Annotated in this window: 24 protein-coding genes; 11 read left to right on the top strand and 13 right to left on the bottom strand. The window is 66.0% G+C overall.

The window, feature by feature from the left end; genetic code table 11:
• The 3 genes from J9314_RS13700 to J9314_RS13690 form a co-directional block, all read right to left on the bottom strand.
• Positions 1 to 1,470, bottom strand: a complete 1,470-nt coding sequence (locus J9314_RS13700; RefSeq protein WP_210602923.1) for an acyltransferase family protein — start codon at positions 1,468 to 1,470, stop codon at positions 1 to 3.
• Positions 1,471 to 1,570: 100 nt separating this feature from the next.
• Positions 1,571 to 1,921, bottom strand: coding sequence for a TraR/DksA family transcriptional regulator (locus J9314_RS13695; protein WP_210602922.1), 351 nt, complete (start codon positions 1,919 to 1,921; stop codon positions 1,571 to 1,573).
• A 52-nt stretch (positions 1,922 to 1,973) separates the two neighbouring features.
• Complete coding sequence (locus J9314_RS13690) at positions 1,974 to 3,836, bottom strand: ABC-F family ATP-binding cassette domain-containing protein (protein ID WP_210602921.1); 1,863 nt, start codon at positions 3,834 to 3,836, stop codon at positions 1,974 to 1,976.
• Positions 3,837 to 4,185: 349 nt separating this feature from the next.
• Here J9314_RS13690 and J9314_RS13685 point away from each other — a divergent pair, with 349 nt between their 5' ends.
• From J9314_RS13685 to deoC, 7 genes are all read left to right on the top strand, one after another.
• Entirely contained in the window at positions 4,186 to 5,253 is a 1,068-nt protein-coding gene (locus J9314_RS13685; protein ID WP_246490393.1) for a BMP family lipoprotein, read from the top strand.
• Positions 5,254 to 5,327: 74 nt separating this feature from the next.
• Positions 5,328 to 6,950 carry an ABC transporter ATP-binding protein gene (locus J9314_RS13680; RefSeq protein WP_210602920.1) on the top strand — a complete coding sequence of 541 codons (1,623 nt, stop codon included), beginning with the start codon at positions 5,328 to 5,330 and terminating at the stop codon, positions 6,948 to 6,950.
• Positions 6,947 to 8,179 (top strand): ABC transporter permease, encoded by a 1,233-nt coding sequence (locus tag J9314_RS13675; RefSeq protein ID WP_210602919.1) that lies wholly within the window; start codon positions 6,947 to 6,949, stop codon positions 8,177 to 8,179. The genes J9314_RS13680 and J9314_RS13675 overlap by 4 nt, the downstream gene beginning before the upstream one ends.
• Before the next feature lies 1 nt (position 8,180).
• The gene (locus J9314_RS13670; protein WP_210602918.1) at positions 8,181 to 9,464 is read left to right on the top strand and encodes an ABC transporter permease; all 1,284 of its coding nucleotides are present in this window, start codon (positions 8,181 to 8,183) and stop codon (positions 9,462 to 9,464) included.
• A 119-nt stretch (positions 9,465 to 9,583) separates the two neighbouring features.
• Positions 9,584 to 10,090, top strand: coding sequence for a cytidine deaminase (locus J9314_RS13665; protein WP_210602917.1), 507 nt, complete (start codon positions 9,584 to 9,586; stop codon positions 10,088 to 10,090).
• Between the two features lie 156 nt (positions 10,091 to 10,246).
• Positions 10,247 to 11,536 carry a thymidine phosphorylase gene (locus tag J9314_RS13660; protein WP_210602916.1) on the top strand — a complete coding sequence of 430 codons (1,290 nt, stop codon included), beginning with the start codon at positions 10,247 to 10,249 and terminating at the stop codon, positions 11,534 to 11,536.
• A 55-nt stretch (positions 11,537 to 11,591) separates the two neighbouring features.
• A complete protein-coding gene (deoC, locus tag J9314_RS13655; RefSeq protein WP_210602915.1) occupies positions 11,592 to 12,239 on the top strand; it encodes a deoxyribose-phosphate aldolase in 648 nt (215 codons plus the stop codon).
• Between the two features lie 62 nt (positions 12,240 to 12,301).
• Here the strand turns inward: deoC and J9314_RS13650 are convergent, their stop codons facing one another.
• Positions 12,302 to 14,170 (bottom strand): phospho-sugar mutase, encoded by a 1,869-nt coding sequence (locus tag J9314_RS13650; protein WP_210602914.1) that lies wholly within the window; start codon positions 14,168 to 14,170, stop codon positions 12,302 to 12,304.
• A 70-nt stretch (positions 14,171 to 14,240) separates the two neighbouring features.
• Positions 14,241 to 15,050, bottom strand: coding sequence for a purine-nucleoside phosphorylase (locus J9314_RS13645; protein ID WP_210602913.1), 810 nt, complete (start codon positions 15,048 to 15,050; stop codon positions 14,241 to 14,243).
• A gap of 44 nt (positions 15,051 to 15,094) precedes the next feature.
• Here J9314_RS13645 and J9314_RS13640 point away from each other — a divergent pair, with 44 nt between their 5' ends.
• Positions 15,095 to 16,153 carry a GNAT family N-acetyltransferase gene (locus J9314_RS13640; RefSeq protein WP_210602912.1) on the top strand — a complete coding sequence of 353 codons (1,059 nt, stop codon included), beginning with the start codon at positions 15,095 to 15,097 and terminating at the stop codon, positions 16,151 to 16,153.
• On the opposite strand, the gene J9314_RS13635 is transcribed toward J9314_RS13640, so the two are convergent.
• From J9314_RS13635 to J9314_RS13605, 7 genes are all read right to left on the bottom strand, one after another.
• Positions 16,125 to 19,847 carry an FtsK/SpoIIIE domain-containing protein gene (locus tag J9314_RS13635; RefSeq protein WP_210602907.1) on the bottom strand — a complete coding sequence of 1,241 codons (3,723 nt, stop codon included), beginning with the start codon at positions 19,845 to 19,847 and terminating at the stop codon, positions 16,125 to 16,127. The genes J9314_RS13640 and J9314_RS13635 overlap by 29 nt on opposite strands.
• A 160-nt stretch (positions 19,848 to 20,007) precedes the next feature.
• Positions 20,008 to 20,478, bottom strand: coding sequence for a pilus assembly protein TadG-related protein (locus J9314_RS13630; protein ID WP_181273201.1), 471 nt, complete (start codon positions 20,476 to 20,478; stop codon positions 20,008 to 20,010).
• A gap of 1 nt (position 20,479) precedes the next feature.
• Positions 20,480 to 20,956 (bottom strand): hypothetical protein, encoded by a 477-nt coding sequence (locus tag J9314_RS13625; protein WP_210602906.1) that lies wholly within the window; start codon positions 20,954 to 20,956, stop codon positions 20,480 to 20,482.
• Positions 20,949 to 21,353 (bottom strand): TadE/TadG family type IV pilus assembly protein, encoded by a 405-nt coding sequence (locus tag J9314_RS13620; protein ID WP_210602905.1) that lies wholly within the window; start codon positions 21,351 to 21,353, stop codon positions 20,949 to 20,951. The genes J9314_RS13625 and J9314_RS13620 overlap by 8 nt, the downstream gene beginning before the upstream one ends.
• A gap of 49 nt (positions 21,354 to 21,402) precedes the next feature.
• Complete coding sequence (locus tag J9314_RS13615) at positions 21,403 to 21,726, bottom strand: hypothetical protein (protein WP_210605786.1); 324 nt, start codon at positions 21,724 to 21,726, stop codon at positions 21,403 to 21,405.
• 101 nt (positions 21,727 to 21,827) lie between these two features.
• On the bottom strand, positions 21,828 to 22,766 hold the full coding sequence (locus tag J9314_RS13610) for a type II secretion system F family protein (protein ID WP_210602904.1): 939 nt from the start codon (positions 22,764 to 22,766) through the stop codon (positions 21,828 to 21,830).
• On the bottom strand, positions 22,763 to 23,704 hold the full coding sequence (locus J9314_RS13605) for a type II secretion system F family protein (protein ID WP_210602898.1): 942 nt from the start codon (positions 23,702 to 23,704) through the stop codon (positions 22,763 to 22,765). The genes J9314_RS13610 and J9314_RS13605 overlap by 4 nt, the downstream gene beginning before the upstream one ends.
• Positions 23,705 to 23,721: 17 nt before the next feature.
• Between J9314_RS13605 and J9314_RS13600 the strand changes: the two genes are divergently transcribed.
• From J9314_RS13600 to J9314_RS13590, 3 genes are all read left to right on the top strand, one after another.
• Entirely contained in the window at positions 23,722 to 25,536 is a 1,815-nt protein-coding gene (locus J9314_RS13600; RefSeq protein ID WP_210602896.1) for a recombinase family protein, read from the top strand.
• Between the two features lie 516 nt (positions 25,537 to 26,052).
• Positions 26,053 to 26,445, top strand: a complete 393-nt coding sequence (locus J9314_RS13595; protein ID WP_210602894.1) for a hypothetical protein — start codon at positions 26,053 to 26,055, stop codon at positions 26,443 to 26,445.
• Positions 26,442 to 26,663, top strand: coding sequence for a hypothetical protein (locus J9314_RS13590; RefSeq protein WP_210602893.1), 222 nt, complete (start codon positions 26,442 to 26,444; stop codon positions 26,661 to 26,663). Before J9314_RS13595 ends, J9314_RS13590 begins: the two co-directional genes overlap by 4 nt.
• Here the strand turns inward: J9314_RS13590 and J9314_RS13585 are convergent.
• Positions 26,656 to 26,931, bottom strand: coding sequence for a hypothetical protein (locus J9314_RS13585; RefSeq protein WP_210602892.1), 276 nt, complete (start codon positions 26,929 to 26,931; stop codon positions 26,656 to 26,658). The genes J9314_RS13590 and J9314_RS13585 overlap by 8 nt on opposite strands.
• Positions 26,932 to 26,995: the final 64 nt, after the last annotated feature.

Here is a 26,995-nt window from a genome sequence, read left to right as displayed (position 1 = left end):
TCAGCGTTCGTCGTCGGGCGGGGTGCTCAGATAGACCGGCAGGCGGCGGTACCGCACGGCACGCTGTGCGGCGTCGGCGGGCACCTCCTGAGTGGTCTCGTATGTGGCGTTGTTCTGCGGTACCTGATGTGTGCCCGGCAGCGGATACTGCTCGACTTGGGCAGGGGAGGTGAAGCCCGGCTGAATCGGCTGATGGTCGTCGACGGAAGGCTGGCCGCAGCCGGCGGACTGACCATGGCCGGAGGGCTGGCCGATGGTCTGCTCGTAGCCGGCGGAGTGGTCATAGCCGGCACCAGGCAGCGGCTGGACCCCGAAGCCGAGTCGGCTCGGGCCGTCGCCCTCGGCGTATGCGTCACCAGGGTGCGCATAGCCGTCATTCGAATAGGACTGCACGCCGCCCGCGACCGCGCCGCCCGCAGTCGCACTTCTTGCGCCCGAACCCTCCGCGCTGCGTCCGCCCGAACCACTGGATTCTCGCCGCAGGAACGGGAACGGCTTGAGGAGGAGGCCCGTGATGGTCGAGGTCCACCAGCGCAGAGCCCGCTCGAACGGCGACCAGGACAGCAGCCCCGTCCACACCACAGCAAGCGCCACGCAGATGAGCAGGACGATGGCGTCATGGAGCACATTGCGGCTGTCGTCGAGGACCGGCTGCAGGCCGCGGACGACGAAGCCGTGGAGAACATAGACGGCCAGGCTGTTCCTGCCGATCTTGGCAAGCGTGTCCTTCGTATTGCTCAGCCACGACAGGAGCGCCAATGTCATGAGGAGTGCGCCGATGTCCATGATGAGTCGCAGACCCACACCTTCGGGCACGCCGACTTTGAAATGCGCGAAGTTGAGGCTGCCGTAGAGCCAGTTGTAATCGACCTGGTCGTGGTAGAAGTATGCGACGACCCCGAGGGCCGCGATGCTGAAGCCGAGCTTCTGCCAGATCGCGAGGCTGCCTGCCCAGCCGATGATCTGCTTGCCGTAGAGCTTGCCGATGACGAAGAAGGGCCAGAACGCCATCGTCCGCGCCGCGGAGAGTTCGGTGTCGAGGATCGGCAGCATTCCGCCGAAGAGCCCGACGACGAGTGAGGCGACGAGCATCGTGCGCGGGAAGCGTTCGATGAAGGGGACCGTGATCATCCACCACGCCATGGAGAGCAGGAACCACGTGTACCAGAACGGCCGGAGGAATTCGTAGTCGGGATTGAGCCCGAATGCCCACATCCACACCCACATCAGCGGCAGCACCGTGGCCAGCAGGACGAAGTAGGTCAGCACCCGCTCTGCGAGTCGGTTGGACTTCGCCGTGATGCCGGCGAGGAAGACGAAGGCCGGCATGTGGAACGAGTAGATGAGGTACATCGGGGCGCCGAGAATCGGAGACTCCCACGGTCCCGTCCGTGCGAGCAGATGCCCGAGGACCACCGTGAAGATGAGGATCCCCTTGGCGCGGTCGATGCGATAATCCCGTGTTGACACGCCGATACATTACCGCACATGGCCCGATAACGATAAAGGTCCGAGGTGGTCAGGCGAGCCCGGCACCCACCCCGGCGATGTGTCTCGGCCGCTCCGAGGGTCAGCCGCGGGCCGCGCAGTCGACGCACTGCGCCGCATACGGGCGGATCTCCAACCGTGCCGGTGCAATGTGCGTGCCGCAGCTCGTGCAGACACCGAATCGTCCCTCATCGAGCCTGGTCAGAGCCTCGGCGATTTCATCGAGCCGATCCTGTGACTGTTCGAGCAGGGTCGCGGCCTGGGACCGTTCGAAGGCCAGCGTCGCCCCCTCCGGGTCGTGCTCGTCATCGCTGTTGTCGCCCTCTTGAGCGGCCGAGACCTCATCGATGCCCCGCGTCAGCCGGCTGATCAGCGACTGCGCATCGGCCCGCTCGGCCTCAAGCAGCTCACGGAACCGGCCCTCATCCGTCATCGTCCACTCTCTCCCGCTTCGGACTCACCTTCACGCCGCTCGTCGTCCGGACTCAGGCCTCCAGCGCCTCGGTGGCGTCGAGCCAGCGCATCTCGAGTTCGTCGAGTTCGTCCTGGGACTCTCGGATCGCCGAGGTGAGCGCACCCAATCCTTCGAAGTCCGTCTGGTCGTGGGCGGCCATCTCCTCGTGCTTGGCAGCGATCTGCGTGTTCAGCTTGTCCATCCGCCGCTCGATCGAGGCGAGTTCCTTCTTCGTCGCGCGTGCCTCGGCGCCGGTGAGCTTGGACCCGGCATCGGATCCCCCGTTCGCCGAGGCGGCCCCACCGGAACCGGCCACGTCGGCTTCCGCGGAAGCCCCGTTCCGACCCGAGCCCGCACTCGAACGGTTCGATGCGGAACCACCGGAGCGGGCCGCCTCGGCGCGCAGGCGCAGGTACTCCTCGACCCCACCGGGCACATGGCGCAGGCCGTGATCGAGGATCGCGTACTGCTGATCGGTGACGCGCTCGAGCAGGTAACGGTCGTGGGAGACGACGATGAGGGTGCCCGGCCACGAATCGAGGAGGTCCTCCATCGCCGCGAGCATGTCCGAATCCACGTCGTTCGTCGGTTCGTCGAGGATGATGACGTTCGGCTCGGCCATGAGCAGCAAGAGCAGCTGGAGGCGACGCTTCTGTCCACCGGAGAGTTCCTTGACCCGAGCGGACAGGTGCTCCTTGGCGAAGCCGAGCCGCTCGAGCAGCTGGGCCGGCGTGTAGTCCTTGCCCTCGATCGTGAACGACGTCTTCGATTCGGAGAGGACCTCCCTCACCCGGTCCTCGGCGATGCGGGCGAGGTCCTTGAACTGCTGGTCGAGGACGCCGATCTGCACCGTCTTGCCGCGCTTGACCCGTCCGGAATCAGGGTCGAGGGTGCCGGCGACGAGTCCGAGCAGGGTCGACTTGCCTGCACCGTTGGGACCGAGGATGCCCGTGCGCTCGCCGGGGCCGATGCGCCAGGTGACATCGTCGAGGATCGTGGTGTCCCCGAAGTGCTTGGACACGTCGAGCAGGTCGACGACGTCCTTGCCCAGCCGGGCGGTGGCCATCTTCTTCAGCTCGATGGGATTGCGCACCTCGGGCACATCGGCGATGAGCTCGTTGGCAGCCTCGATGCGGAACTTCGGCTTCGACGTCCTCGCCGGGGCACCACGGCGCAGCCAGGCGAGCTCCTTGCGCATGAGATTCTGACGCTTGGCCTCGGTGGCCGCGGCGATCCGGTCACGTTCGACGCGTTGGAGGACATAGGCGGCATACCCGCCTTCGAAGGGTTCGACGATGCGGTCGTGGACCTCCCAGGTCTTCGTGCACACCTCGTCGAGGAACCAGCGGTCGTGGGTGACCAGGAGCAGTGCGCCGGAGTTCTTCGGCCACCGCCGGCGCATGTGCTCAGCCAGCCAGGCGATGCCGTCGACGTCGAGGTGGTTCGTCGGCTCGTCGAGGATGAGCAGATCCCAGTCGCCGATGAGCAGGGCCGCCAGGGCCACTCGGCGACGCTGACCGCCGGAGAGGCTGGAGACCGGAGCATCCCAGTCGAGGTCGGAGATGAGGCCGGAGATGATGTCGCGGGCACGTGGGTCAGCGGCCCACTCGTGATCGGCGGCGTCCCCGACAACCGAGTAGCCGACGCTCGCCGCGTCATCGAGGTCATCGCTTTGGCCGAGCATGCCCAGACGCAGCCCGCCGCGGTAGGTGACGCGACCGGAGTCGGGTTCGACCGTGCCGGCGAGCATGCCGAGCAGGCTCGACTTGCCGTCGCCGTTGCGGCCGACGATGCCGATCATGTCGCCGGTCTCGACGCCGAGTGTCACGGAGTCGAAGACGACGCGAGTGGGGTATTCGAGGTGCAGGGCTTCGGCCCCGAGGAGATGTGCCATAACGCCCTCAAGCCTAGTTCACTCGGACGCTGAGCCCTTCACGCGGATGCGCTCGCCGTCCGTGGACGTCCGTGCTCGCAGCCCGACCTGGCTCAGGTCGTTCGCGTCTCAAAGATGGCCTGGTCAGCGTTCGCATTTCGGACGGACGAGCCCCCGCCGTGACGGTTTATTGCGTTTTCGTATCGGTGTCCGTGATTGACCTGCTAGCGGAGCTTCCGAGGACTCGGAAGTGCATTAGACTGACCGAAACTCACCAAAATATGACAGATCGTCCAGTGGTTTCACATCTTCGGCAGGGGCAGATAGGGGCCTCGACCGTGTCCGCTGTCGGTAAGAGGAAAGAGAAAACGTGAAGAAGCTCGCATCCGCGGTGTCGATGATCGCCGCATCTGCCCTGGTTCTCTCGGCCTGTGGCTCGGGAGGGGGCGGAGACTCCGCCGAAGACTACCTCGCCTGCATGGTCTCCGACTCCGGCGGTTGGGACGATCAGTCGTTCAACCAGTCCGGTAAGCAGGGGATGGAGAACGCGAAGAAGAACCTCGGCATCGAAGAGAAGGACGCGGAGTCGCAGGGCGATGCGGACTTCAAGCCGAACGTCGACAACATGGTTCAGGCCGGCTGCAACCTCACCTTCGGCGTCGGATTCCTCCTCGAGGACACGATCCAGGAAGCCGCCGAAGCGAACCCGGACCTCAACTTTGCGCTCATCGACTCCACGTTCTCCGATGCCGACGGCAAGCCCGTGACCGTCGACAACGCCAAGCCCGTCGTCTTCAACACCGCCGAGGCCGCCTACCTCGCCGGTTATGTCGCCGCGGCCTCGTCGGAGTCCGGCAAGGTCGGCACCTTCGGCGGCATCCAGATCCCGTCGGTGACGATCTTCATGGACGGCTTCGCCGATGGCGTGGACAAGTTCAACGAGGACAACAAGAAGGACGTCAAGCTGCTGGGCTGGAACAAGGACAAGCAGGACGGCTCGTTCTCCGGTGACTTCGAGAACCAGGGCCAGGGTCAGGAGCTGACCAAGCAGCTCATCTCCCAGGGCGCCGACGTCATCATGCCCGTCGCCGGTCCCGTCGGCCTCGGTGCCGCCGCGGCCGCGAAGGACGCCGGAGACACGAAGCTCATCTGGGTCGACTCCGACGGCTACGAGTCGACCGAATACGGCGACATCATCCTCACCTCGGTGGTCAAGGAGATCGCGAACGCGGTCGAGGACACCATCAAGGAAGGCAGCGAGGACAAGTTCACGAACGAGCCCTACATCGGCACCCTCGAGAACGAAGGTGTGGGACTGGCCCCGTACCACGACTTCGACGACGAGGTTCCCGAAGACGTGAAGAAGAAGGTCGAGGATCTCAAGAAGCAGATCATCGACGGCTCACTGACCGTCGAGTCGGAGAGCACGCCGAAATAAGGTCATCGGTTAGACTGCAGGGCCGGAGATCTTCGGCCCTGCAGTCTTCAAGTTTGTGAGGAGAACCGGGAGCAGTGAAACTCGAGCTTCGCGGGATGACCAAGGTGTTCGGATCGTTCGTGGCCAATGACCACATCGATCTCACCATCGAACCGGGCGAGATCCACGCCCTGTTGGGTGAGAACGGCGCCGGCAAGTCCACCATGATGAACGTCCTCTACGGACTCTACGACGCCGATGGGGGAGAGATCCTCATCGACGACGAGCCGGTGAAGTTCGCCGGCCCCGGAGACGCCGTGGCCGCCGGCATCGGCATGGTCCACCAGCATTTCATGCTCGTGCCCGTGTTCACCGTCGCCGAATCCGTGGCGCTCGGCTACGAGCCGACGAAGAACCTGGGCCTCCTCGACATCAAAGAGGCGCGCAAGCGGGTCATCGAGATCTCCTCGCGCTTCAACTTCAATATCGATCCCGATGCCCTCATCGAGGATCTGCCCGTCGGAGCCCAGCAGCGGGTCGAGATCATCAAAGCCCTGTCCCGCGATGCCGAGATCCTCATCCTCGACGAGCCCACCGCCGTGCTCACCCCGCAGGAGACAGACGAACTGATCTCGATCATGCGCCAGCTCAAGGAGCAGGGCACCTCGATCGTCTTCATCACCCACAAGCTGCGTGAGGTCCGCGCGATCGCCGACTCGATCACCGTCATCCGGCGCGGCAAGATCGTCGGCGAGGCCTCCCCGGACTCGACCGAGACCGAACTGGCCAGCCAGATGGTCGGCCGTGCCGTGTCGCTGACGACGGAGAAGGACGACGCCGACCCCGGTGACGCGACCTTCCAGGTCCGCGGGCTCACCGTCGTCGACAAAGCCGAGAACGTCGTCGTCGACGATGTCTCCTTCGATGTCCGCCGCGGCGAGATCCTCGCCGTCGCCGGTGTCCAGGGCAACGGACAGACCGAACTCGCCGAGACGATCATCGGGCTGACCGAACCCCGCCTGGGAACGATCACCCTCGACGGGAAGAACCTCGTCGGCGAATCCGTCAAGGACCGCCTCGGCGCGGGTATCGGCTTCGTCCCCGAGGATCGCTCGACCGACGGGATCATCGCCGAATTCGCGATCCGCGAGAACATGATCCTCGACGTCTACGACCGCCAGCCCTACGCCAAAGGCCTCAACCTCAGACCCAAGGTCATCACCGCCGAGGCCAGAAGCAAGGTCGACGAGTTCGACATCCGCCTCGGCAGCGTCGTCGACCCGATCTCGACACTGTCGGGCGGCAACCAGCAGAAGGTCGTGCTCTCCCGCGAGCTCGGCCGTGAGCTGCGCCTGTTCATCGCCAGCCAGCCCACTCGCGGCCTCGACGTCGGATCGATCGAATTCGTGCACAAGCGCGTCATCGCCGAACGCGACGCCGGCACTCCCTGCATCATCGTCTCGACCGAACTCGACGAGGTCTACGGGCTGGCCGACCGCATCGCCGTGATGTACTCCGGCCGCATCGTCGGCATCGTCGGGCCCGAGACCTCGCGGGAGGCGCTCGGTCTGATGATGGCCGGCGTCCCGGCCGACGAGGCACTGGCCGCGACCGCGGACTCGACGACCGACGCCACCGAGAAAACGCAGCCAGCCGCCACAGCGGCACCGGCTGCCGACGACGACTCAGCCACCACCTCGGCGGAGGAGACCGAATGACGACTGATACCTCACCGGCGGCACCATCACCGGCACCACCGCCGGAGGTCGAGGCCGAGGACGGCAAGGAGCAGAACCTGCTGCAGGAGATCCTCTCCGGGTCCTGGCTCGTCTCGCTGCTGGCGATCGTGCTCGCACTGCTGCTCGGCGGTATTCTCATCGCCGTGTCGAACACGGAGGTCGTTGCGGCCGCGGAGAACTTCTTCGCCGCTCCCGGCGACTTCTTCGCCACCCTCTTCTCCACCGTCGGTGAAGCGTATTCGGCACTGTTCCGCGGTGCCGTCTTCGACTGGGACGCACGCACGACCGAGCGCGCGATCCGCCCGCTGACCGAATCGATGGTCTCGGGCACCCCGCTCATCCTCACCGGCCTCGGCATCGCCCTGGCCTTCCGCTGCGGACTGTTCAACATCGGCGGACAGGGCCAGGTCATCCTCGGCGCGACCATCGCCGGCTTCCTCGGCTACGCGCTGCCGCTGCCCCCGGTCGTCCACATGCTCGTGGCCGCTCTCGGCGGCATCATCGGCGGAGCGATCTGGGCCGGCATCGCCGGTGTCCTCAAGGCACGCACCGGGGCCAACGAGGTGATCGTGACGATCATGCTCAACTCGATCGCCGGCTATGCGCTCGGATACCTGCTCAAGCAGAACTGGTTCACCCACACCACCTCGGCGAACCCGCAGTCGCGCGTCGTCGACGATTCCGCGCAGATGTTCCTGCTGCTGCCGGCGCCGTTCCGTCTCCACTTCGGATTCGTGCTGGCGATCCTCGCCGCGATCTTCGTGTGGTGGCTGCTCGAGCGCTCGACCATCGGCTTCGAGTTCAAGGCCGTCGGTGCGAACCCGCACGCGGCCCGCACCGCAGGCATCTCCGTGTCGAAGGTGACCATCCTCGTCATGATCGTCGCCGGTGCCCTGGCCGGACTCGGCGGAGCTGCGCAGGTGCTCGGCACCGAGTTCAAGCTCACCGGAGGCATCAGCGGCTCGATCGGATTCGACGCCATCACCGTGGCCCTACTGGGCCGGTCGAAGCCGTTGGGGACGTTCCTCGCCGGTCTGCTGTTCGGCGCCTTCAAGGCCGGCGGCTACCTCATGCAGTCGCAGACGGGAACGCCGATCGACATCGTCCTCGTCGTCCAGTCCGTCATCGTGCTGCTCATCGCGGCCCCGCCCCTGGTGAGGTCGATCTTCCGGTTGCCCACGCCGGTGCTCAAGCGGAAGGAGGACTGAGATGACCGCTCAGACCGTGGAGAACATCCCTTCGACCCAGGTCAAGGCCGTGGCGCCGATCGCCTGGAAGTTCCCGATCGTGTATTCGATCCTCGCCCTGGTGTCCTTCGTCTTCTTCGGCCTCATCGGCCGGGACGGTGAGACGACCTTCCGGGTGGCCACCGGCGGAGACTTCTTCGCCATCCCCGATATCAATGTGTCCTCGACCGCGGCCGGACTGACCCTGGGCATCCTGCTCGTCGTCATGGCAGCGGCGTCGATCTACTTGGGCGTCAAGCGCATCAGCGTCGGCTCGTGGTTCCCGATGCTCTTCGGCGTCCTCTTCGTCATCTCCTTCCTCGCCTGGGCCGGCGGCGGTTCCGGCGGCGTGATCCCGCTGACGACCCTGCTCGCCGGGGCCCTGGCACTGTCGGTGCCGCTGATCTTCGGTGCCATGTGCGGCCTCGTCGGCGAACGCTCCGGCATCATCAACATCGCCATCGAGGGCCAGCTGCTCGCCGGTGCGTTCCTCGCCGCCGTCGTCGCCTCGGTGGTGAAGAACCCGTACGCGGGGCTGCTCGCCGCGCCGATCGCCGGTGCACTGGTCGCCGTGATCCTCACGTTCTTCGCCGTGAAGTACTGGGTCAACCAGATCATCATCGGCGTCGTCCTCAACGTCCTCGTCGTCGGACTGACGAGCTTCCTCTACTCGACGGTGCTCACCGAGGACCCCGCACTGTGGAACGCGCGCCAGAAGCTGCCGAACCTGCCCATCCCGCTGCTCTCGGACATTCCGGTGCTCGGACGGGTGCTGTTCGACCAGAACATCCTCGTCTACATCATGTACGTCGTCGTCATCGCCCTGCAGATCTTCGTGTTCCGCTCGAAGTGGGGTCTGCGGATGCGGGCAGTCGGCGAGCACCCGAAGGCTGCGGACACCGTGGGCATCAAGGTCAACTTCACACGCGTGCGCAACACGCTCATGGCCGGTGCGATCGCCGGACTCGGCGGAGCCTTCTTCACGGTCGGCTCCGGGCTGGCCTTCGGCAAGGAGATGTCGGCAGGACAGGGCTATATCGCCCTGGCCGCGATGATTCTGGGCAAGTGGAACCCGAAGGGGGCGCTGCTGGCGGCACTGCTGTTCGGCTTCTCGAAGAGCCTCGGCAACACGCTGCAGTCGATCGGCACGCCCGTGGCCAACGAGCTGCTGCTCATGCTTCCCTACATCGTCACCGTCTTCGCCGTCGCCGGCTTCGTCGGCCGGGTCCGCCCGCCCGCTGCGGAAGGTGTTCCCTACGTGAAATGAGCCCCACCTCGGCGATGGGATGAATCCCACCGTGGGACCCGGCCGACCGGGTCCGCCCGAGATCTTGCGGCACCCCCTCGACATACCAGCAGTCACACCCTGAAGGAAGAGGTATCCCCATGACTGTCCCCGACACCGACGCATCCGAGCACGAGGCCTCCGAGCACGTCTGGAGCGACGAACCCACCCCGGTCAGCCCCGATGAGCTCAGCGAGGGCACCTGGTCGCTGCTGCGGGAGGAGGCGAAGCGGGCGATGGCGAAGGCCTATGTGCCGTACTCGTCGTACTCCGTGGGCGCCGCCGCGCTCGTGTGCGACGGGCGCATCGTCAGCGGCTGCAACATCGAGAACGCCTCCTTCGGCGTGACCCTGTGCGCCGAATGCTCGCTCGTATCCGATCTGTTCATGTCCGGTGGAGGACGGCTCGTCGCCTTCGACTGCGTGGACGGGGACGGCAACACCCTCGTGCCCTGCGGACGCTGCCGGCAGCTGCTGTTCGAACACGGCGGTGATGACCTCGTGCTCAATATGCCCAGCGGACGCGCCCCCATGTCCGTGGTCCTGCCCGAAGCGTTCCGACCCGACCATCTGAACGCCTCCGACGCGGCCCACACCGCGAAGCACTGACGACTCCACCTCCGCCGAGGCGGCTGTCCGTGACCGTGGCACCGCCTCGGCGGGTGGGGACGGGTGGACGGTCGTATTCGGCGGGGAGCCCAACCTCGGCGGGTGGGAGCATAACCTCAGCGGGCAAACGAACGATGACAGAGAAGGAATGAGACTGTGACAGTAGAGGCATTCGACGCCGTCGACGTCATCGCGACCAAACGTGACGGGAAGGCGCTCAGCAGGGAGCACATCGACTGGGTCATCGACGCCTACACCCGCGGGGCCGTCGCCGATGAGCAGATGGCCGCGCTGGCCATGGCGATCTTCATCAACGACATGGAACCGCGCGAGATCGCCGACTGGACGCAGGCGATGATCGCCTCCGGCGAGCGGATGGACTTCTCGACGCTGTCGCGCCCGACCTCCGACAAGCATTCGACCGGGGGAGTCGGGGACAAGATCACCCTGCCCCTGGCCCCGCTCGTCGCCGTCTTCGACGTCGCCGTGCCGCAGCTCTCCGGCCGCGGCCTCGGCCACACGGGCGGGACCCTGGACAAGCTCGAGTCCATCCCCGGGTGGCAGGCAGGGCTGAGCAACGACGCGATACTGACCCAGCTCGAGGACATCGGCGCCGTCATCTGCGCGGCCGGATCCGGACTGGCCCCGGCGGACAAGAAGCTCTACGCCCTGCGCGACACCACCTCGACGGTCGACTGCATTCCGCTCATCGCCTCGTCGATCATGTCGAAGAAGATCGCCGAGGGCACCGGCGGACTCGTCCTCGACGTCAAGGTCGGCTCGGGTGCGTTCATGAAGGACCTCGCGAAGGCACAGAAGCTGGCGCGGACCATGGTCGACCTCGGCACGGCCGCCGGGGTGAAGACCTCCGCCCTGCTCACCGACATGTCCACGCCGCTGGGTCTGACGGTCGGCAATGCCCTCGAGGTCCGCGAATCCGTCGAGGTGCTCGCCGGTGGGGGACCGGCCGACGTCGTCGACCTCACGGTGGCCCTGGCCGAGGAGATGCTGCGCCCTGCCGGAAAGTCCGACGTCGACGTGCGCGCCGCGCTGTCCGACGGTCGAGCCATGGACAAGTGGACGGCGATGATCCGAGCGCAGGGCGGCGACCCGTCGGCGGCCTTGCCCGTGGCCGAACACACCGAGATCGTCACCGCACCCGAGTCCGGGGTGCTGACCACGCTCGACGCGCTGTCGGTGGGAGTCGCCTCGTGGCGGCTGGGAGCCGGTCGCGCCCGCAAGGAGGATCCGGTGCAGGCCGTCGCCGGAATCGAACTCCACGCGAAGCCCGGCGACACCGTCACCGCAGGCCAGCCGCTCATGACCCTGCACACCGAGACGCCCGAGCGTTTCGCCCGGGCGATCGAAGCGCTGGAGTCAGCGGTCGAGATCGGCGGGGACGCCGCCTCGGTGCCGGAGTCGATCGTGTTCGAGAAGATCAGCTGAGCCCCTGCCACCCCGCTACCCTGAAGCCACCGCACCACTTCACTTGGAGGAACCCATGACCAGCCGAAACGATGTCGCCGCGATCATCGACCACACCCTGCTCAAGCCCGAAGCCACCCCGGCCGACGTCGAAGCGCTCGTGGCCGAGGCGAAGGATCTCGGGGTGCTCGCGATCTGCGTGTCCCCGTCGATGCTGCCGATCACCGATCCGGGCGAGCTCGTCGTGGCCACCGTCGTCGGATTCCCGTCCGGCCAGGTCAAGCCTGAGATCAAGGCGGCCGAGGCTAAGCGCGCGGTGGCCGACGGTGCCGCCGAGGTCGATATGGTCATCAACATCGGCCAGGCCATCGCCGGGGGCTTCGACGGGCTCGAGGCCGACATCCGTGGGGTCGTCGAGGCCAGCGGGGACGCGCTGGTCAAGGTCATCATCGAATCGGCAGCGCTGAGCGATGAGCAGATCGTCGAGGCCTGCCGCCGCGCCGAGGCCGCCGGGGCCGGATTCGTCAAGACCTCCACCGGATTCCACCCCGCCGGCGGTGCCAGCGCCCACGCCGTGGCACTCATGCGGGAGACGGTGGGCGATCGCCTCGGCGTCAAGGCCTCCGGCGGCATCCGCACCGCCGAGGCGGCCGAAGAGATGATCGCCGCCGGCGCCAGCCGCCTGGGCCTGTCCGGCAGCAAGTCCATCCTAGAATCCCTCTGATTGCTACCCGACGGCGGCCCTGCAACCTGGCGCCAGGTTGCTGGGCCGCCGTCGGGTAGCAATCAGAGGGCGAAGAAGGTTTTGAGCTCGGTGCTGATCGACGTCAGGCGTTCCGCCAGCGCCGGTTTGAGTGAGGCACTCGCCGAGGTCGCCGGCAGTCGCACTCCCGCGCTTGCCGCCGCTCGTGCATCGGCCTCGGATGCGGCGTTCAATTCGGAGGGCTCGGCGACGACCTCGAGGTAGCACTTGAGCTTCGGTTCCGTACCCGATGGGCGGACGATGACTCGTGAGTTCGATTCCGAGAGCAGCAGGATCCCGTCGGTCGGCGGCAGGCCGTCGTATCCGGCGGAGAGGTCGTGGACCTCGGCCACGGGGGATCCTGCCAGCGTCGCCGGCGGGTTCTCGCGCAGCTTCGCCATGGCCGTGGCGATGAGCGAGACGTCGTCGAGGCGGAAGGACAGCGGCGCGGTGGCGAAGTAGCCGTCTCGTCCCCGGATCCGGTCGAGTTCGGCCTCAATGCTGCTGCCCTCGGACTTCAGACGAGAGGCCAGAGCAGCAAACGTGACAGCTGCCGAGATCCCGTCCTTGTCGCGGACGGCAGCCGGGTCGACGCAGTAGCCGAGAGCCTCCTCGTAGCCGAAGACGAGTCCGGGCACGCGCGAGATCCACTTGAACCCGGTGAGCGTGTTCACTGTGGCAAAACCATTGCTCGTCGCCGCGGCCGCGAGCCCCCGAGAGGACACGATCGAATTCGCGAAGACGGGTGCCGACTCCGCGACGCCGGCAGCTGTCTCGTCAGCAGTTCCCGATCCGGACTGGTCAGCCTGATGCGTGCCCGCAGCAAGCCGGGTCGCGGCATCCTCACCGAGGAGCAGCCCCACCTCGTCGCCGGTCAGCTGTCGGTAACCGGCTGCTGTCGACGAATCCGGGATCGCCGCGGAGAACCGGTCCGCATCGGGATCGTTGGCGATGATGAGTTCGGCCCCGACCTCACGCGCGAGGTCATAGGACTCATCGAGCGCCCCGGCCTCTTCGGGATTCGGGAAGGACACTGTCGGAAAGTCCGGGTCCGGAGCCTGCTGAGAAGCCACTGGGTAAACGTCGGCGAACCCGGTGCGGGTCAGGGCCGCCTCGGCGACACCGGCACCCACACCATGCAGGGAGGTGAGCACGATCGACAGCTCCCCGCTCGCCCGCGCCCCCATCGCGTCGATACGGGCCAGATAACGCTCGACGATCGACTCATCGAGGTGCTCCCACCCGGATTCGGCACGCGGCACCGAGACGACGGATTCGACGGCGGCGATCTTCTCGGCGATGAGGGCATCGGCCGGGCTGACGATCTGTGCTCCGGCCCCGGCGAGAGCGGCATCCGGATCGGATTCGATGGCCTGCAGCGGACGCAGCCCGAGGTAGACCTTGTACCCGTTGTCCGCCGGCGGATTGTGGCTGGCCGTGACCATGACCCCGGCATCGGCGCCCAGGTGGGACAGTGCGAAGGCGAGCAGCGGGGTCGGCAGCTGTTCGGGCAGCTGGATCGCGACCCCTCCAGCGGCGGTGACGACGGCGGCGGTGTCCGCGGCGAAGTCGGAGGACTTGTAGCGGGCGTCGCAGCCGATGACGACGCGGAACCCTCCGCCCACGGTCTCGGCGAGGAATGCCGAGAGCCCGGCCGCGGCTCGGATGACCACGGCCCGGTTCATCCGGTTCGGACCCGCGGCGATCTCCCCGCGCAGGCCCGCGGTGCCGAAGACGAGGGGACCGGCAAACCGGTCCTCGAGATCGGCCACGGCCGCCGCATCCCCGGCCTCAGCCTCGGCGAGGATGTGCTCCAGGGTCGTCGCGGTCTGCGGATCGGGGTCGTCGGCGATCCAGGCGCGGACCACCTCGGCGTCGAATCCGGCGGTGAAACGATCGGCTACACGGGTCATGTTCGGTCCTTTGCGAGGTCGCGGAGAGGGAGAGGTCGAATGCGGAACGGCGCAGGGAGTGCGCGGAGCCTCAGAGCTTCGCGACGATGTCGGCGAGCAGGCGGGAGATGCGCGGGGCGGCCGCGGCTCCGGCTTCGATGACCTCGGCATGGGAGAGCGGGGTCTCCTGGATGCCGGCGGCGAGGTTCGTCACCAGCGAGATGCCCATGAGCTCGAGTCCGGCCTGACGTGCGGCGATGGCCTCGAGCGTCGTCGACATGCCCACGAGATCCGCGCCGAGGATGCCCGCCATGCGCACCTCGGCGGGCGTCTCGTAGTGGGGGCCGCGGAACTGCGCGTAGACGCCCTCGTCGAGGGTCGGGTCGATCTCCTTGGCAATGCGACGCATCCGCGGGGAGTAGAGATCGGTGAGGTCGACGAAGTTCGCGCCCTCGATCGGCGAGGTGCCGGTGAGATTGATGTGATCGGAGATGAGCACCGGGGTGCCGGCCGCCCAATTCCGGTTGAGCCCGCCGCAGCCATTAGTGAGCACGAGCGACTGGCACCCGGCGGCAGCGGCGGTGCGCGCACCGTGGGCGACGGCACGCACGCCCTTGCCTTCGTAGTAGTGGGTGCGCGATCCCAGCACGAGCGCATGCTTGCCGCTGGCTTCGATCCGCACGGTCCGCAGCATCGCCACGTGCCCTTCGACGGCTGGAGCGTGGAAGCCGGGGACCTCGGCCGCGGGAACCTCGCTGATCGTTTCGCCGAGGAGGTCGGCCGCGCCGCCCCACCCGGAGCCGAGGACGAGAGCAATGTCATGGGCGTCGATCCCGGCGGCGGAGTTGATGGTCGTGGCCGCGGCCCGGGCGGCGGCGGTAGGATCGCTTAAGTCAGTCATGACGCCAAGATTATCAAGTTCCCCACCGCCCAAGGAGCGAGCACATGCCCATTCGAGAGCTGAGCGACGGTGACGATCTGCGCCTGAACGAGGTGTTCGCGGACGCGACCACCCCGGCCGGTCATATGGCCAGGTCACTGTTCCGCCCGTCCTCGGATTCTCCGCTGGTGCGCTCCGTCATCGCCGAGGTGGTCCCCGAGGTTCCCGTCGGAGCCGCCGCGATCGCCGAATCCCCTCTTCACCCTCACCGTGCCTGGGTGCACGTCGAGGTGGCCGCCGAGGAACAGGGGCACGGTCAGGGACGTGAGCTCTTCGAAGCCGTGTGCGCCGAGACCCGTGGCACCGGGCTTGAAGGCCTCGACCTGCGAGCCCGAGTGCAGGCCGGCAGCACGGGGGAGGGCTTCGCGCAGGCCCTCGGCTTCACTCCGCTGACGACGACCCGTGTGATCCGGGTGCCCGCCGGTGCCCTGCCTCCGGCCGGAGGCGGCCGGGCGGAGGACCTCGAGATCGTGGCCACCGGTTCGGTGAAGCTGACGAAGGCGTTCCTTGCTTGGTACACCGCAGTCAACCGTGACGATGCCGTCGGCCCGCTGACGATCGGACAGGTCAACAATGCCTTCCTCTCCGAGGCTGCCGGTGCCCATGGTGCCGCACTGCTCGGCGGTGCGGCCGGGACCGCCGAGGCGGGTGGGCTGAGCGCTTTCGCCGTGTCCTATGCGCGGGAAGCCGATGAGACCGAAGGGACCGTGCCATCGGCCGGTGAACCGGGCGCCGGCACGGTTGGTGCTGGAGCCGCCGCCGGTGATAGGGCAGGTCATGCTGTCGTCGATCAGGCCGAGGAGGAAGCCCCGACCGAACTCATCCTCGGGTCGATGTTCGAGACCCGCGAGGACGCCGAGACAACTGGTGAAGACTTCGCCGCGGCAGTCGCCGATGCCGAACTGCTCCTGGCCCGGCTGTCGGTCGATGCCGATGTCGTCATCGAGGTCACGAGCGGAATGCCCGTGATCTCAGCCCTCGCCGACCGCCTGCTCGAGACCGGAGCGGCCACCGAGCTCTACCGTTACGAAACTCTCACAGGACCACCCGCCGACCTGAGCTGATCGGCCGCGACCGCGCTGGCTGTCGCGGTCCATCCCCGGCGACTGTGCCGGCCGCGGACCGGATGCGGAACAGTCTTCGGCCCTCGTCGGCGGTGAGGAGCCGCACCGCTCGGGCACGATTCTCGGTGGCGAACCATCCTGTTCCCGCCAGTCCGTCAAGCGGCGCCTGCCGGAACAGACCCAAGCCGGTGAGGTCCTGACGGGTGTGAACGCCGATGACGAGCAGAGGCCCGAGATTCTGCGCTTTCGACAGGGCAGACCCGTAGCCGGGAGCGAACCGCGTCGGCACGATGAGCACGTGCAATCGCCCGTCGAGGGGATCCCAATCGAGCGGCTCCTCCTCTTTGTGTGCATCATCGTGGACGACCACTGTTCCCAGGCACCGCATCAGTGCGGCGAACTCGCTCTTCCCGCTCTGCGGTGAACCGCGGACCGTGAGCACAGAGCCATCACGCTGCGGATCCCAGGTGACGAGCTCACCGAAGGCATCGACGCCGATGGGGAGGGCAGCGCGTTCGAAAACGGTGTCGACCGAGTCAGTGAGACTCTCGACGACCGTGCTCGCCGCGTGGTCGAGACCGCGCCATCGAGGTGCGATGCCGCGAGATGTGACACCGCGAGATGTGACACCGCGATCGCCCTCCGGGGCCTCGAATGGGTCGTCCGGAGAACCCTGATCCTGAACGAGCTGAACATCGGCGCCTTCGCTGCCGGTTGACTGCACACAGGGGCCTCGGATCACGGCACGGAACTCCGGCCAGGTTCCCGCGAAACGCTGCCGACTGAGGCCGAGACTCGTTCCGTCGTCACCGGTCTCCGGAGGGAAGATCAGCTGGGTGGAGAACCGCGAACTCCTGCTCGTCGCATTGCGGGCTCCCGAGAGCAGGAACACGAGGCCGGAGCGCGAACCGTGTCCGAGCAGCCGCTCTGCCCGCTCGGCCCAGTAGTGGTCGAGCTCATCGATGAGTTCCGCCCAGTTGCCGCAGACCAGCAGACTCGGCGGGGCGGTCGCATCGGTCGCTCCGGTGGTGAGGTGGTCGAGCACGGACTGCATCGTCCATCCCGTCGGTATCGCACAGCTGATCTCGGCCCAGTCGAGTGCCGACGCGATCCTGCCGAGGGCGATGATCCGACGTGTCGGCGCGGCCGCGCGTGCCATGCGGATGAGCACGGAGTCCGTGGTCTCCGGATCACCGTTCATGAGGATCGTCGACCCGTCGACGTCCGGGTCATACGTCCAGTTCTGCCGCCTCTGCTCGGAGGGGATGTCGATGATCCCCGTACCGTCGCCGCTCGCGTCGTCCGGGCCGGGCAGCGGTGCGAGTACGACCTGCGGCGAGCGTGCCCGCTCGCCGATCGTCTGGGCCGCGGTGATGAGGTTGTCGACGCTGACGCCGCTCGCCCCGCCCGGCAGACTGGGAACCGGTCCGGCGTTCCAGGTCCGGACGCGGGGACGCAGAACAGCCTCGGCGGGGGACACGCTGTCGAAGGGGACGGCGACTCGGAATCGGGCGACTCCGAGCCCGGTGTCCAGGCAGGCGGCACCGGGTCTGTCCACCGGCAGCAGGGCGCCGTCGTCGGTGCCGATGACGTCGAAGGAATCGGTTTCGTCGCGCACTCGCAGGCACACGCGGATGTTGATGTTCGCCTTCATCTGCCCGGTGACGACTCCGAGGGGCCGCTGAGTGGCGAGGATGAGGTGGACGCCGAGGGATCGACCGAGTGCAGTGAGGTGTTCGAGCAGGTCAGCGGCCCGCGGATGGGTGGCCATGAGGGCGTGGAATTCGTCGATGACGACGACGAGCTGCGGTGGCGGTTCGGCCAGGTCGAGAATATGGGCGCAGCCGCCCGCGGCCAGGAGGCGTTCGCGGCGGGTGATCTCAGCGCGGACAGACACGAGCGCGCGGAAGGCGAGACCAGAGTCGAAGTCGTCGAGCACGCTGTCGGTGTGCGGCAGGTCCTGCAGCGGAGCGAAGGTGGCACCGCCCTTGAAATCGATGAGGACGAATCGCAGGCGCCGAGGCGGATGGGCCAGGGCCATCGACAGCAGCCAGGTCTGGAGGAGGAGTGATTTTCCGCTGCCCGTGGTCCCCGCGACGAGAGCGTGTGGCCCATCCGCGAACAGATCGATACCGACGTCACCGTCGGCTCCGCGACCGATGACGACCGGCCCCGGTGCGGGGTGGCGCCAGCGCGAGGCGATTGCCTCGGGAGCATCATCGCAGAGCTCGCCGAGGCCGTGGTTGGGCCAGGGGTGAGGGACCTGTCCGACGTGGCGGCGTCGGTGCAGGCTGACGAAGCGGGCTGCGGGCATGAGGGTGGCGATGAGCGGCCGACCGGGGACCGGTCCACGAGGCGCGCTCGAGGCGGTGGTGCGTGCCTGGGCAAGGGGTCCCACGGTCAGCGAGATCGTCGCGACAGGACGCGGGCCGTTCATCGTGAGCTGAGCCGGGTGTGTGGTGTCGTCGAGGTGGAGGTCGACGGCGGCATCGTCCTTGGCGCCGCCTCGGGTCAGAGGGTGGGCGGTCTGCTCACCGGTATCGGCGGCGAATCGTGTGCCGGCCAGCTCCGGAAGCTGGGCGAGTGCGGGGCAGGGCCGCCAGTCATATCGGTGATCGGACAGCCACGCGAATGCCATTGTGCGCAGGGCTTCGGACTCTCCGCTGACGGTCACCGAGGTGGACATCGGGTCGACGCGGATCGGCATCGCTGCGAGCACGATGCGACCGTCGACATGGTCAGAGGCTTCTTGAAGCTGTTCGTCGATGGTGAGATCGCTGAGGACAGCGCCGAAACCCAAGCACAGCCCCGAGGAGGCGAAGGCGGTGCGGCGATGGCCGGCCTCGAGTTCGCGGAGTCGGGTGCGTGCCTCGTCGAGGGCGGCGGCACGATCGCGGAGGCACTGTTCGCTGTCTCGTGTGAAGCGCTTCTTCTCGACGAGGTAGGCGACGTACCCGGAGATCGGTGCAGAGACGCTGAAGAGTAGGAACCACCACATGCTCGTGACAACGGCCAGCACCACGCCGATGCCGATGGGAATGAGGAAGGTCCACCATTGGGGTGGTCTTGCAGGCTGGGGATCTGCGATCGTCTTCGGTGCGATGTGGATGTCCTCGCCGCGACCCGACGGCGGGGAGCGGATCTGCGGTGTCTGCGAGGCCGGGGTCGTTTCAGCCGTTGCCGCCGTGCCAGGGGTCGTCCCAGCCGTCACGGCCGTGCCAGGGGCTGGAGCGAGGACTGTTGCGCCTATTCGGACAGTGGCCTGGGAACTTGTGGCATCGAGTGTCAGCGGCATCGGAGTCCGCGAGAGGCAGGGGTCGATGATGGTGAGAGAGTCGGCGTGGGCAAGGCGTGACAGGTGTGTTCGGCGTGGATCGACAGCGAGGGTGAATCCAGAATCCGGGCCGGCCAGAACCGACACCGGTGCCAGTTCGGCCTCGGCGCGGTCAACGGTGCGCAGAGTCATCGCTCCGATGAGCGTGATCGGATTGAGAGCCTGCCACCGACCCCAGCTGATGGTCTCGAGGTTCTGGCCCTCGCACCGGTTGCCGTCGATGAGGTCCTCCGGTTCCAGCTTCGGGCCGAAGGCAGTGCGGAAGACGTCGAGTGCCGGTGCGGTCGAGTCGGCTTCGACGCTGCTGCTGGTGACTGCTCCGTTCGTCTCGATGCGATGGACGAGTCCGAGAGTTCTCATGACCACAGAGTCTCCGTGTCGCTCGGGAGGGTCAAGGGCGCTGACATGGCCTGTGGATATGGCCCGTTCGTCCACAGACCGACCATGCGCGAGTGGGGCGAGCATGCACAGGAATCGGCGTCGAAGTCGCCCGGGATCGAACCCGAGCACCGAGACTTCGTCAGTCCAGGCGCAGCGCGCCTCGGGCGTAGGCGGTGGCCTGAAGATCGATGAGTTCGGGGACGAAGGGCGAGAGCAGGGCCGGCGAGTAGCGAGCCTCGATTCGGATCCGGACCGAATGAGCGCCGTCGGCATTCGCACTCAGCCGCAGATGGTGCATCCCCTGCGGGGTCGGGACGGCGTCCAGGTAGCGTCCGGCAGCACGTTCGGCTGCGGGCGGGGAGAATACGAGGCCGGGATCATCGCCGGGAGCCGGCTCGAACGAGTCCGAGGCCGCCAGCGCCGCCGAGTCCGCAAGACCCTGAAGCTCCCGCCGTGCCATGTGCAGGTCGGTCAGGGCTGCGATGAGAAGAGCGAGCAGCAGGGCGATGACGACGAAGCCGATGGCCAACGGCGTGATCGAACCGGCATCCGGTGGCTGTCGTTGCGCATCTGCCGAGGAGCCGGCCTCAAGTTGCTCTTCGTCCGACATCTCATTCGCCTCCCGTGGCGACGACGTCGGTGTGATTGGCCCGCAGAGTGATGTGTGGCGAGTGATCGGATCCGAAGAGCAAGGGAAATCCCGGCAGCGAAACCTTCGTTTCGACACGTGCGGTGATCAGAGAACCGGCCTGTCCACAGGCCCCGGCGCACGAGTAGGTGATCGATGTCGGTGTGTCGTCGACTCCGAAGTCGGCGAAATGCATCCTCGCGACGGCCTGCGCCCTGGCCTCGGACGGGTTCGCATCCCGAGCGGCGATGCGGGAGGCGGACATCGCCGCCGAAGTGGTCGCGTAGCTGGCGGCCTGCAGCTGAGACAGGGCGAGCATGAGATAGATGACGGGAATGAGGAGGACGACCGCGGCGAAGATGAATTCAACGACGGCGGCCCCCGAATCCGCCCGATCGGTCCCGTTATCCGCTCGATCGGACCTCGCATCCGCCTGATCGGTCGCGCCGTCGTCAGCCACGGTCGATGTCCTCGACGAGGGACCGACCCCGCAGATCCCACACCTCGGCGGGCCCCCACAGCCCGAGCACGGGCAACGGGGTGCGCACACGCACCTCGACGATCTCGGCCCCACCTCGGCGGGAGGTCGAGACGGTGACCTTCTGCGCATAGCGCTCGCCGACGGACACGCGGATCAGGTCGGCGGTGAGTCTCTGCCCGTCGCGGGCGGTTTGGTCGGCCAGACTCGCCTGTCGGGCCCCGGCGATGGCGGAGTCGATGACCGTGTTGCGCACGTGGATGACGAGTCCGATCTGCAGAGCACCGGCGAGGATGAGCGCCAGCAGCGAGGCGACGAGCGCGAATTCGGCGACGGCCGAACCCGTATCGGCGCACGCCAAACCATCGGTGCGACCCACATCTGGATCGCCCGGCGGTGAGCACGCGTCGTCGTCGGCCACTTTCGGATCACCCTGCTCCGCGGACCTTGTTCATCGCATCCTGGAACATCGAGGTGAACGCCTCGCCCGCCAGGGCCCAGAGAGCAACAACCAATCCTGCTGTCATCAAGGTGATGAGAACCCAACCGGGCACGTCACCGCGATCGGGCGGATCGTACTCGCTGTCGAAATCGGTGTCCTCCCCAGGATGAGGGGCCGAGCCGGAATCGGCCTCGGTCCCGTACTCACGGTCGGTCGCCTCGCTGCGGGTGGAGCCACCTCGGCGATGGGGCGCTCCGGCGATCAGCCCGAATATGAGCGCGATGAGTCGGTAGCTGAACTGGCGGAACATGGTGTCTCCTTCTTCCGGGTGAACTGCGGGACGATCATCTGGGTCAGGTTCGACCTTCGGTCGATGGGCTGCGGCGTGCTCCGGTGCACGCGGGTCGGCGGTCACGGGCTGAGGTCGAGGACGGTCAGGGACGGGAAGACGGCGAAGATGACGGTGACGGGGAGGACGAAGACGACGACGGGTACGAGCATCCCGATCTCCTTCCTCCCGGAGAGCTCGAGCAGCCGTCGTCGTGACTGTTCGCGCACGTCAGCGGCTTGGGAGCGCAGCACCTCGGCCAACGGCGTGCCGCGGGTCATCGACACTGCCAGGCCGTCGACGAATTGGACGATCTCGGGGATCGCGATGCGCGTGGCCATGCCGTCGAGCGCTTCGACCAGAGGAGTGCCTGTGCGGGTGGCGGCCAAGGCTGCCCGGAGTTCGTCGATGAGGTCACCCGAGCACGTGCGGCACACCCGTTCGAGAGCCTCGACGATTCCCTCACCTGCGGTGATAGATAGAGCGAGGAGTTCGGCGACGGTGGGGAACTCGGCGAGGACGCGGGATTCGTGCCGGCTGATCGCCTGGCTGAGGCGCCAATCGTTGAACACATGGCCGGCGATGCCGCCGCTGATGATGAGGACGAGGGTGACGATGGGGGAGAATCCGCGCTGGGCCGACAGCAGACCGGCCAGCCCTCCGCCGGCGATCATGCCCACGAGGATGCTGAGCACCTGGTTGATGCGGAAGCGTTCGATCGTGGCATTCCCGCCGAGGCGGTCGATGCGCAGCCGCAGAGTCGCATCCGTGGTGATGCGCGAGGTCACCCAGAGCGTCGAGGTGACCAGCCACGATTTCGCCAGTCCCCAGAATCCTTCGGCACGCGGGGTCGGGGGAGCGTAGATGTCGACCAGGGACTCCTGATCGCGCAGGTACGGTGCGATCCGCGACGACAGGCTGGGACGGCGCAGGGGAGGCAGTGCGAAGACGAAGGCGCACAGGGCGAGTCCGTTGAGCAGTCCGAGTGCGAGCACGGACAGGGGATCGCCGAGGATGCTCATGCCGCCTGCCCGCCGGTCTCGTCTGCGGCGCTGATGAAGCGGCGGTGCGCTGCGCTGAGTGAGGAGCCTTCGATGACCCGCGGTTCGCTCGGGAGTCTGCCGATGCGCTTCATCGCCTGGTAGGCCAGCAGCGATACGACGAATCCTGCGGCCAACAGGATGAGGCCCGTCTGTGAGTTGTAGGCCGTCGCGGTCTCCGGCCGGGTGGACAGCAGCGCGAGCACCACCCATGGTGCGGCCACGGCCAGACGGGCGCCGTTGACGGTCCACTGCTGTCGGGCGGAGAGTTCGTTGCGGGTCCGAGCGTCATCGCGTACGAACTGCGCCAGAGCGCGCAGCATGGTGCCGAGATCACTGCCGCCGACCTGCCGAGTGACGCTCAATGCTGCGACGATGCGGTCGGCCACCGGATCCGCACTGACCTGCCTGAAGCGCTCGAGTGCGAGGGCGAACGAACCGCTGGCACGGTATTCCTCCGCGAAGACCTCGAACAGGGGACGCAGCGGCTCCGGTCCCCGATAAGCCAGTGAACTCAGCGCCTCGGGCAGGGACAGGCCCGCTCGGACTCCGGAATTGAGGTGGTCGAGGGTCTCCGGCCACAGCTCGCGCCGCATCACTTCGCGACCGCGCGCACGGTGCTGCAGCAGCCGATGCGGCAGCCACGAGGCGAAGAGGCCGAAGCACAGGGCGATCGCCCACGAACCGGTGAGCACGGTGGCGACGACCGCGACGACGCAGAAGGCGGCGATCGAGATGAGCAGCAGGTGGACCGGGCGCAGGCGAGGAAACCCGGCCCCGGTGAGCATGTCGTCGAGTTCGCGCACCCACCGCCGCTGCGTCCTCGCCCCGGCCGGTCGCTGCCACAGCGACATCCAGATGAGCAGCAGCCCGACCCCGAGGCAGGCGCCGATGAGCAGTGCGTACTGCGAATAGCTCACGCCGCCTCCAGAATGGCGTGCAGATCCCGGCCGATGGCCGCGAATCGTTCGCCGAGGTGGCCGAACCCCTGACCGCGGACGAGCTGTCCGTGTGGGGAGTGGAAGATCGTGTCGAGTTCGACGACGTCGCCTTCGACGCCGCCGGGGACGGCACAGATTTCGTCGACGCGGCGCACCCCGGTGGGGTCCCGTCGCAGGTGGACGACGACGTCGAGGCTGACGGCGACGGTGGGGACGACGAAGGCCGACGAGATGTTCGCCCCGGCGAGCAGTTAATTAGGTATATGCAAATGTATACTGGTGTTATGGGCCAAATTGGAGTGATTTACGGTCGAGCGTCGAAGGATGCCAGGCACACTGGTACCAGTGTGGACAAGCAGATCGAACGTGGAGAGCGTTGGGCCAGGGGAGAAGGGATCGACCTCCTCAAGCCCATCCGTGATGACAACATGGGGGCGACTAGGGGCTCGCGGGAACGACCGGGGTTCAAGAAGGTTCGTGAGCTGATCGAGCGACAGGCGATCGATGTCTTGATTCTGTGGGAAGTGTCCCGGTCGACGCGAGACGCCTCGGAATCCGCGGCCCTCTTGGACGCTGCTGAAGACAATAACGTCGTCATTGCCTCCGACGGAAAATGTTATGACCCAGCGGATGAAGCGGATCGACTCCAGCTCCAAATCATGTTCTTGATGGCCGAGAGTGAAGGACGTCGGACGAAGAAGCGCAACGTCGATTCGGTGACCACCAATGCCCAGCGTGGAACCCCGCACGGCCGGCTCCCATACGGCTACCGACGCGTTTACGATTCGACCAGTGGCGCACTGCTCAAACAGACTCCCTACGATGACCACGGTCAGCTTCTGTTCGAAGCAAAGGTACTCGCAGATGCCGCTCACGAGGTTCTTCGTGGAGTGCCGATACGACGAGTGTGTAAGCAGCTTAATGACCAGGGCGTCCCGAGTCCCCGAAAGCCGAGAGCGAAGACTCAGAAGGAGCGGCCCGAGGACATTGTCACGCTCTGGGAGCGGGCGACGCTACGCCAACTGCTACTGAACCCGACGATTGCCGGCAGACGCGTGCACCAGGGGAAGGACATCGGCCCTGCCCAATGGGAGCCCATCGTCGAATACGGAACTTGGTTGAAACTTAGGGCCCTGCTGACGGACCCATCCCGACTGACCGTGTCTATTCCCCGCGGACCGTCGCCTCGTCACCTTCTCACCGGGATTGCGCAATGCGGAGAGTGCGGAGCTCGACTCAAAGCTGCGGTCAACGCAAAAAGAATGAAGAAGGCCTATGTGTGCCGTCACGAAGGTTGTATGAAGGTGACGGTGACGGGAGAGAAGGTTGACGCCTTGATCGAGTCCGCAGTGCTCGCTCTGTTCGCCTCGGCGGGGTTTCGAGCGAGCCTGACTTCAGCCTATCGTGAGCGCGTCGAGTCGGAAGCGAAAGCTCCAGATATCGCTAGTCAGATCGCGGAACTCGAAGCTGAGCGCGACGAACTCGAGGCGATGCGAGCGGAAGATCCACCGACCATCACGAAGCGTGCGTATATTGCGGAGGACCTCCGCATCGAGACGGCGATCGACAAGCTTCGCGAGTCTGAGGTCGCAACGATCACATCACCTGCCCTCCGCCGGATGCTGAGTGAGAGCGATCTTGAGAGCAGTTGGAAGAGTGCGGACCTCATGGACCGGCGTGAGATCATCCGAATCCTCTTTGACATCACTATCAACCGAGCTGAGCGGAACACCGGTCAACGTTTTGACCCGAACAGAGTAGTTGTTGGACCAAGCGCATTCCTGCGCGACGATGTACTGCACGGAAGTTGATTGGCAAGCCAGGAGAGTTAAGCAGCAATCGATTCTGTTTCGGCTGCTACTGCAGCTTCTGGTTCCAAGATGTCGACGAGGCGTCGAGCGACGTTCGGGCCAGGTGCTCGAAACCTGTTGATCGTTGAAGTCAGCCATTCCTGGTACTCATCAGAGAGGTCTGTCGCATGGCTGTTGCGTGAGGCGGTCATAGCGTGGAACTTTCGGGGTCGACTGCACCCCGGCTCCCCGCTTATTCGCTTCATTCGCCGGATGATATTCGGGTGTGCACCCCACGCCTCTGAGTCGTGGCCCCGATGGGATCTCTATCTATCCACGTTCAACATTACCTATCGAATCGGCTGTCCAATAGGGGTTGAGAGGTCTATACGGAAAGTTGCGGGTGGGGACCGACTGATCTTGTCGGAAGAGCCATCTGCAACGCTTGAAATCGTAAACCAGTGCCTCGCATAACGAAATGGATACTAATGGGGTAGTGGGCAGGTTCTTGAATCATCAACATCCTATGATCCAGTCATGGCCAAAAAACTCCTTGCCACTATTGTGGCCACAACTCTCATCATCACAGGCTGCGGGCCCGACAAGTCTGGGGGCAGTTACGACGACGTCGAGGCGCTCAGGGATGCCTTCGTAGAAGCCGGAGGAGAGTGCGACGACTGGAACCAGAGCAATAAAGTCAGCGGTGCTGCGCAGTCCGGCGAATGCGGGACGGATACGGTGCTGTCGACTTACCTCACTCGAGACGCAGTCCAAGACCGCATCGCCGAGACGAAAGATTCCATCTTTGGCGAAATGGGCGGCGAGTGGCTTACTGGCGAGAACTGGGTGATCAACACGGACGATGTTCGTGGAATCCAGAAGAAGATGGGCGGGACGATCGTCTCGTTCAGCAACGACGAGGGCGAATGATGGCAACCTTCTTCGGCATGCTCATCGTCTGGGCCATCAGCCTTGTCGTACTCATTCTCGTGATCGCACAAGGTGTTCGGGTCGGAATGCGTTGGTCGAGAAAAGACGAGATTCGTGAACGTGAAAACGCGGGCAGACCATACCGTCCTGGCGAGTCAGTCTTCAACTACAAACCGGAGCAGTCGGGGACCTTCAAACCTCGCAACGACTTCAAATAGAACTTTGCTTCCCCGGCCACCACACGTCGCCAGGCAGTAGCCATACTCCGATAATTGAGCACCTGATGTCGGTGAGCTCGACGAAGATGGATCCGTCGAACCCGAGCCGTGTTGCAGTCCCCTCGAGCCATTCGGTGCCGTCTCGCTCCCACTCGATGCGAGTCCGGACCGGAACCGGTGGACGAGTACGGAACGAGCTTCTCACGCCAGTATCGTTTTGGATCTTCTGCCAGTAGCGCCACGTTGCGGTGCCATAATCTTCAGTCATGAGGCCATTGTGCGCTGAGGCGCTGACACTAGCGGCCCAGTTGTGGCCAATTCCAAACAGCCAT

Source organism: Brevibacterium oceani (assembly GCF_017948325.1).
GTDB classification, from domain to species: domain Bacteria; phylum Actinomycetota; class Actinomycetes; order Actinomycetales; family Brevibacteriaceae; genus Brevibacterium; species Brevibacterium oceani.
Note: the sequence above shows the minus strand (reverse complement) of the source record. Positions and strands in the feature narration are given on the sequence as shown.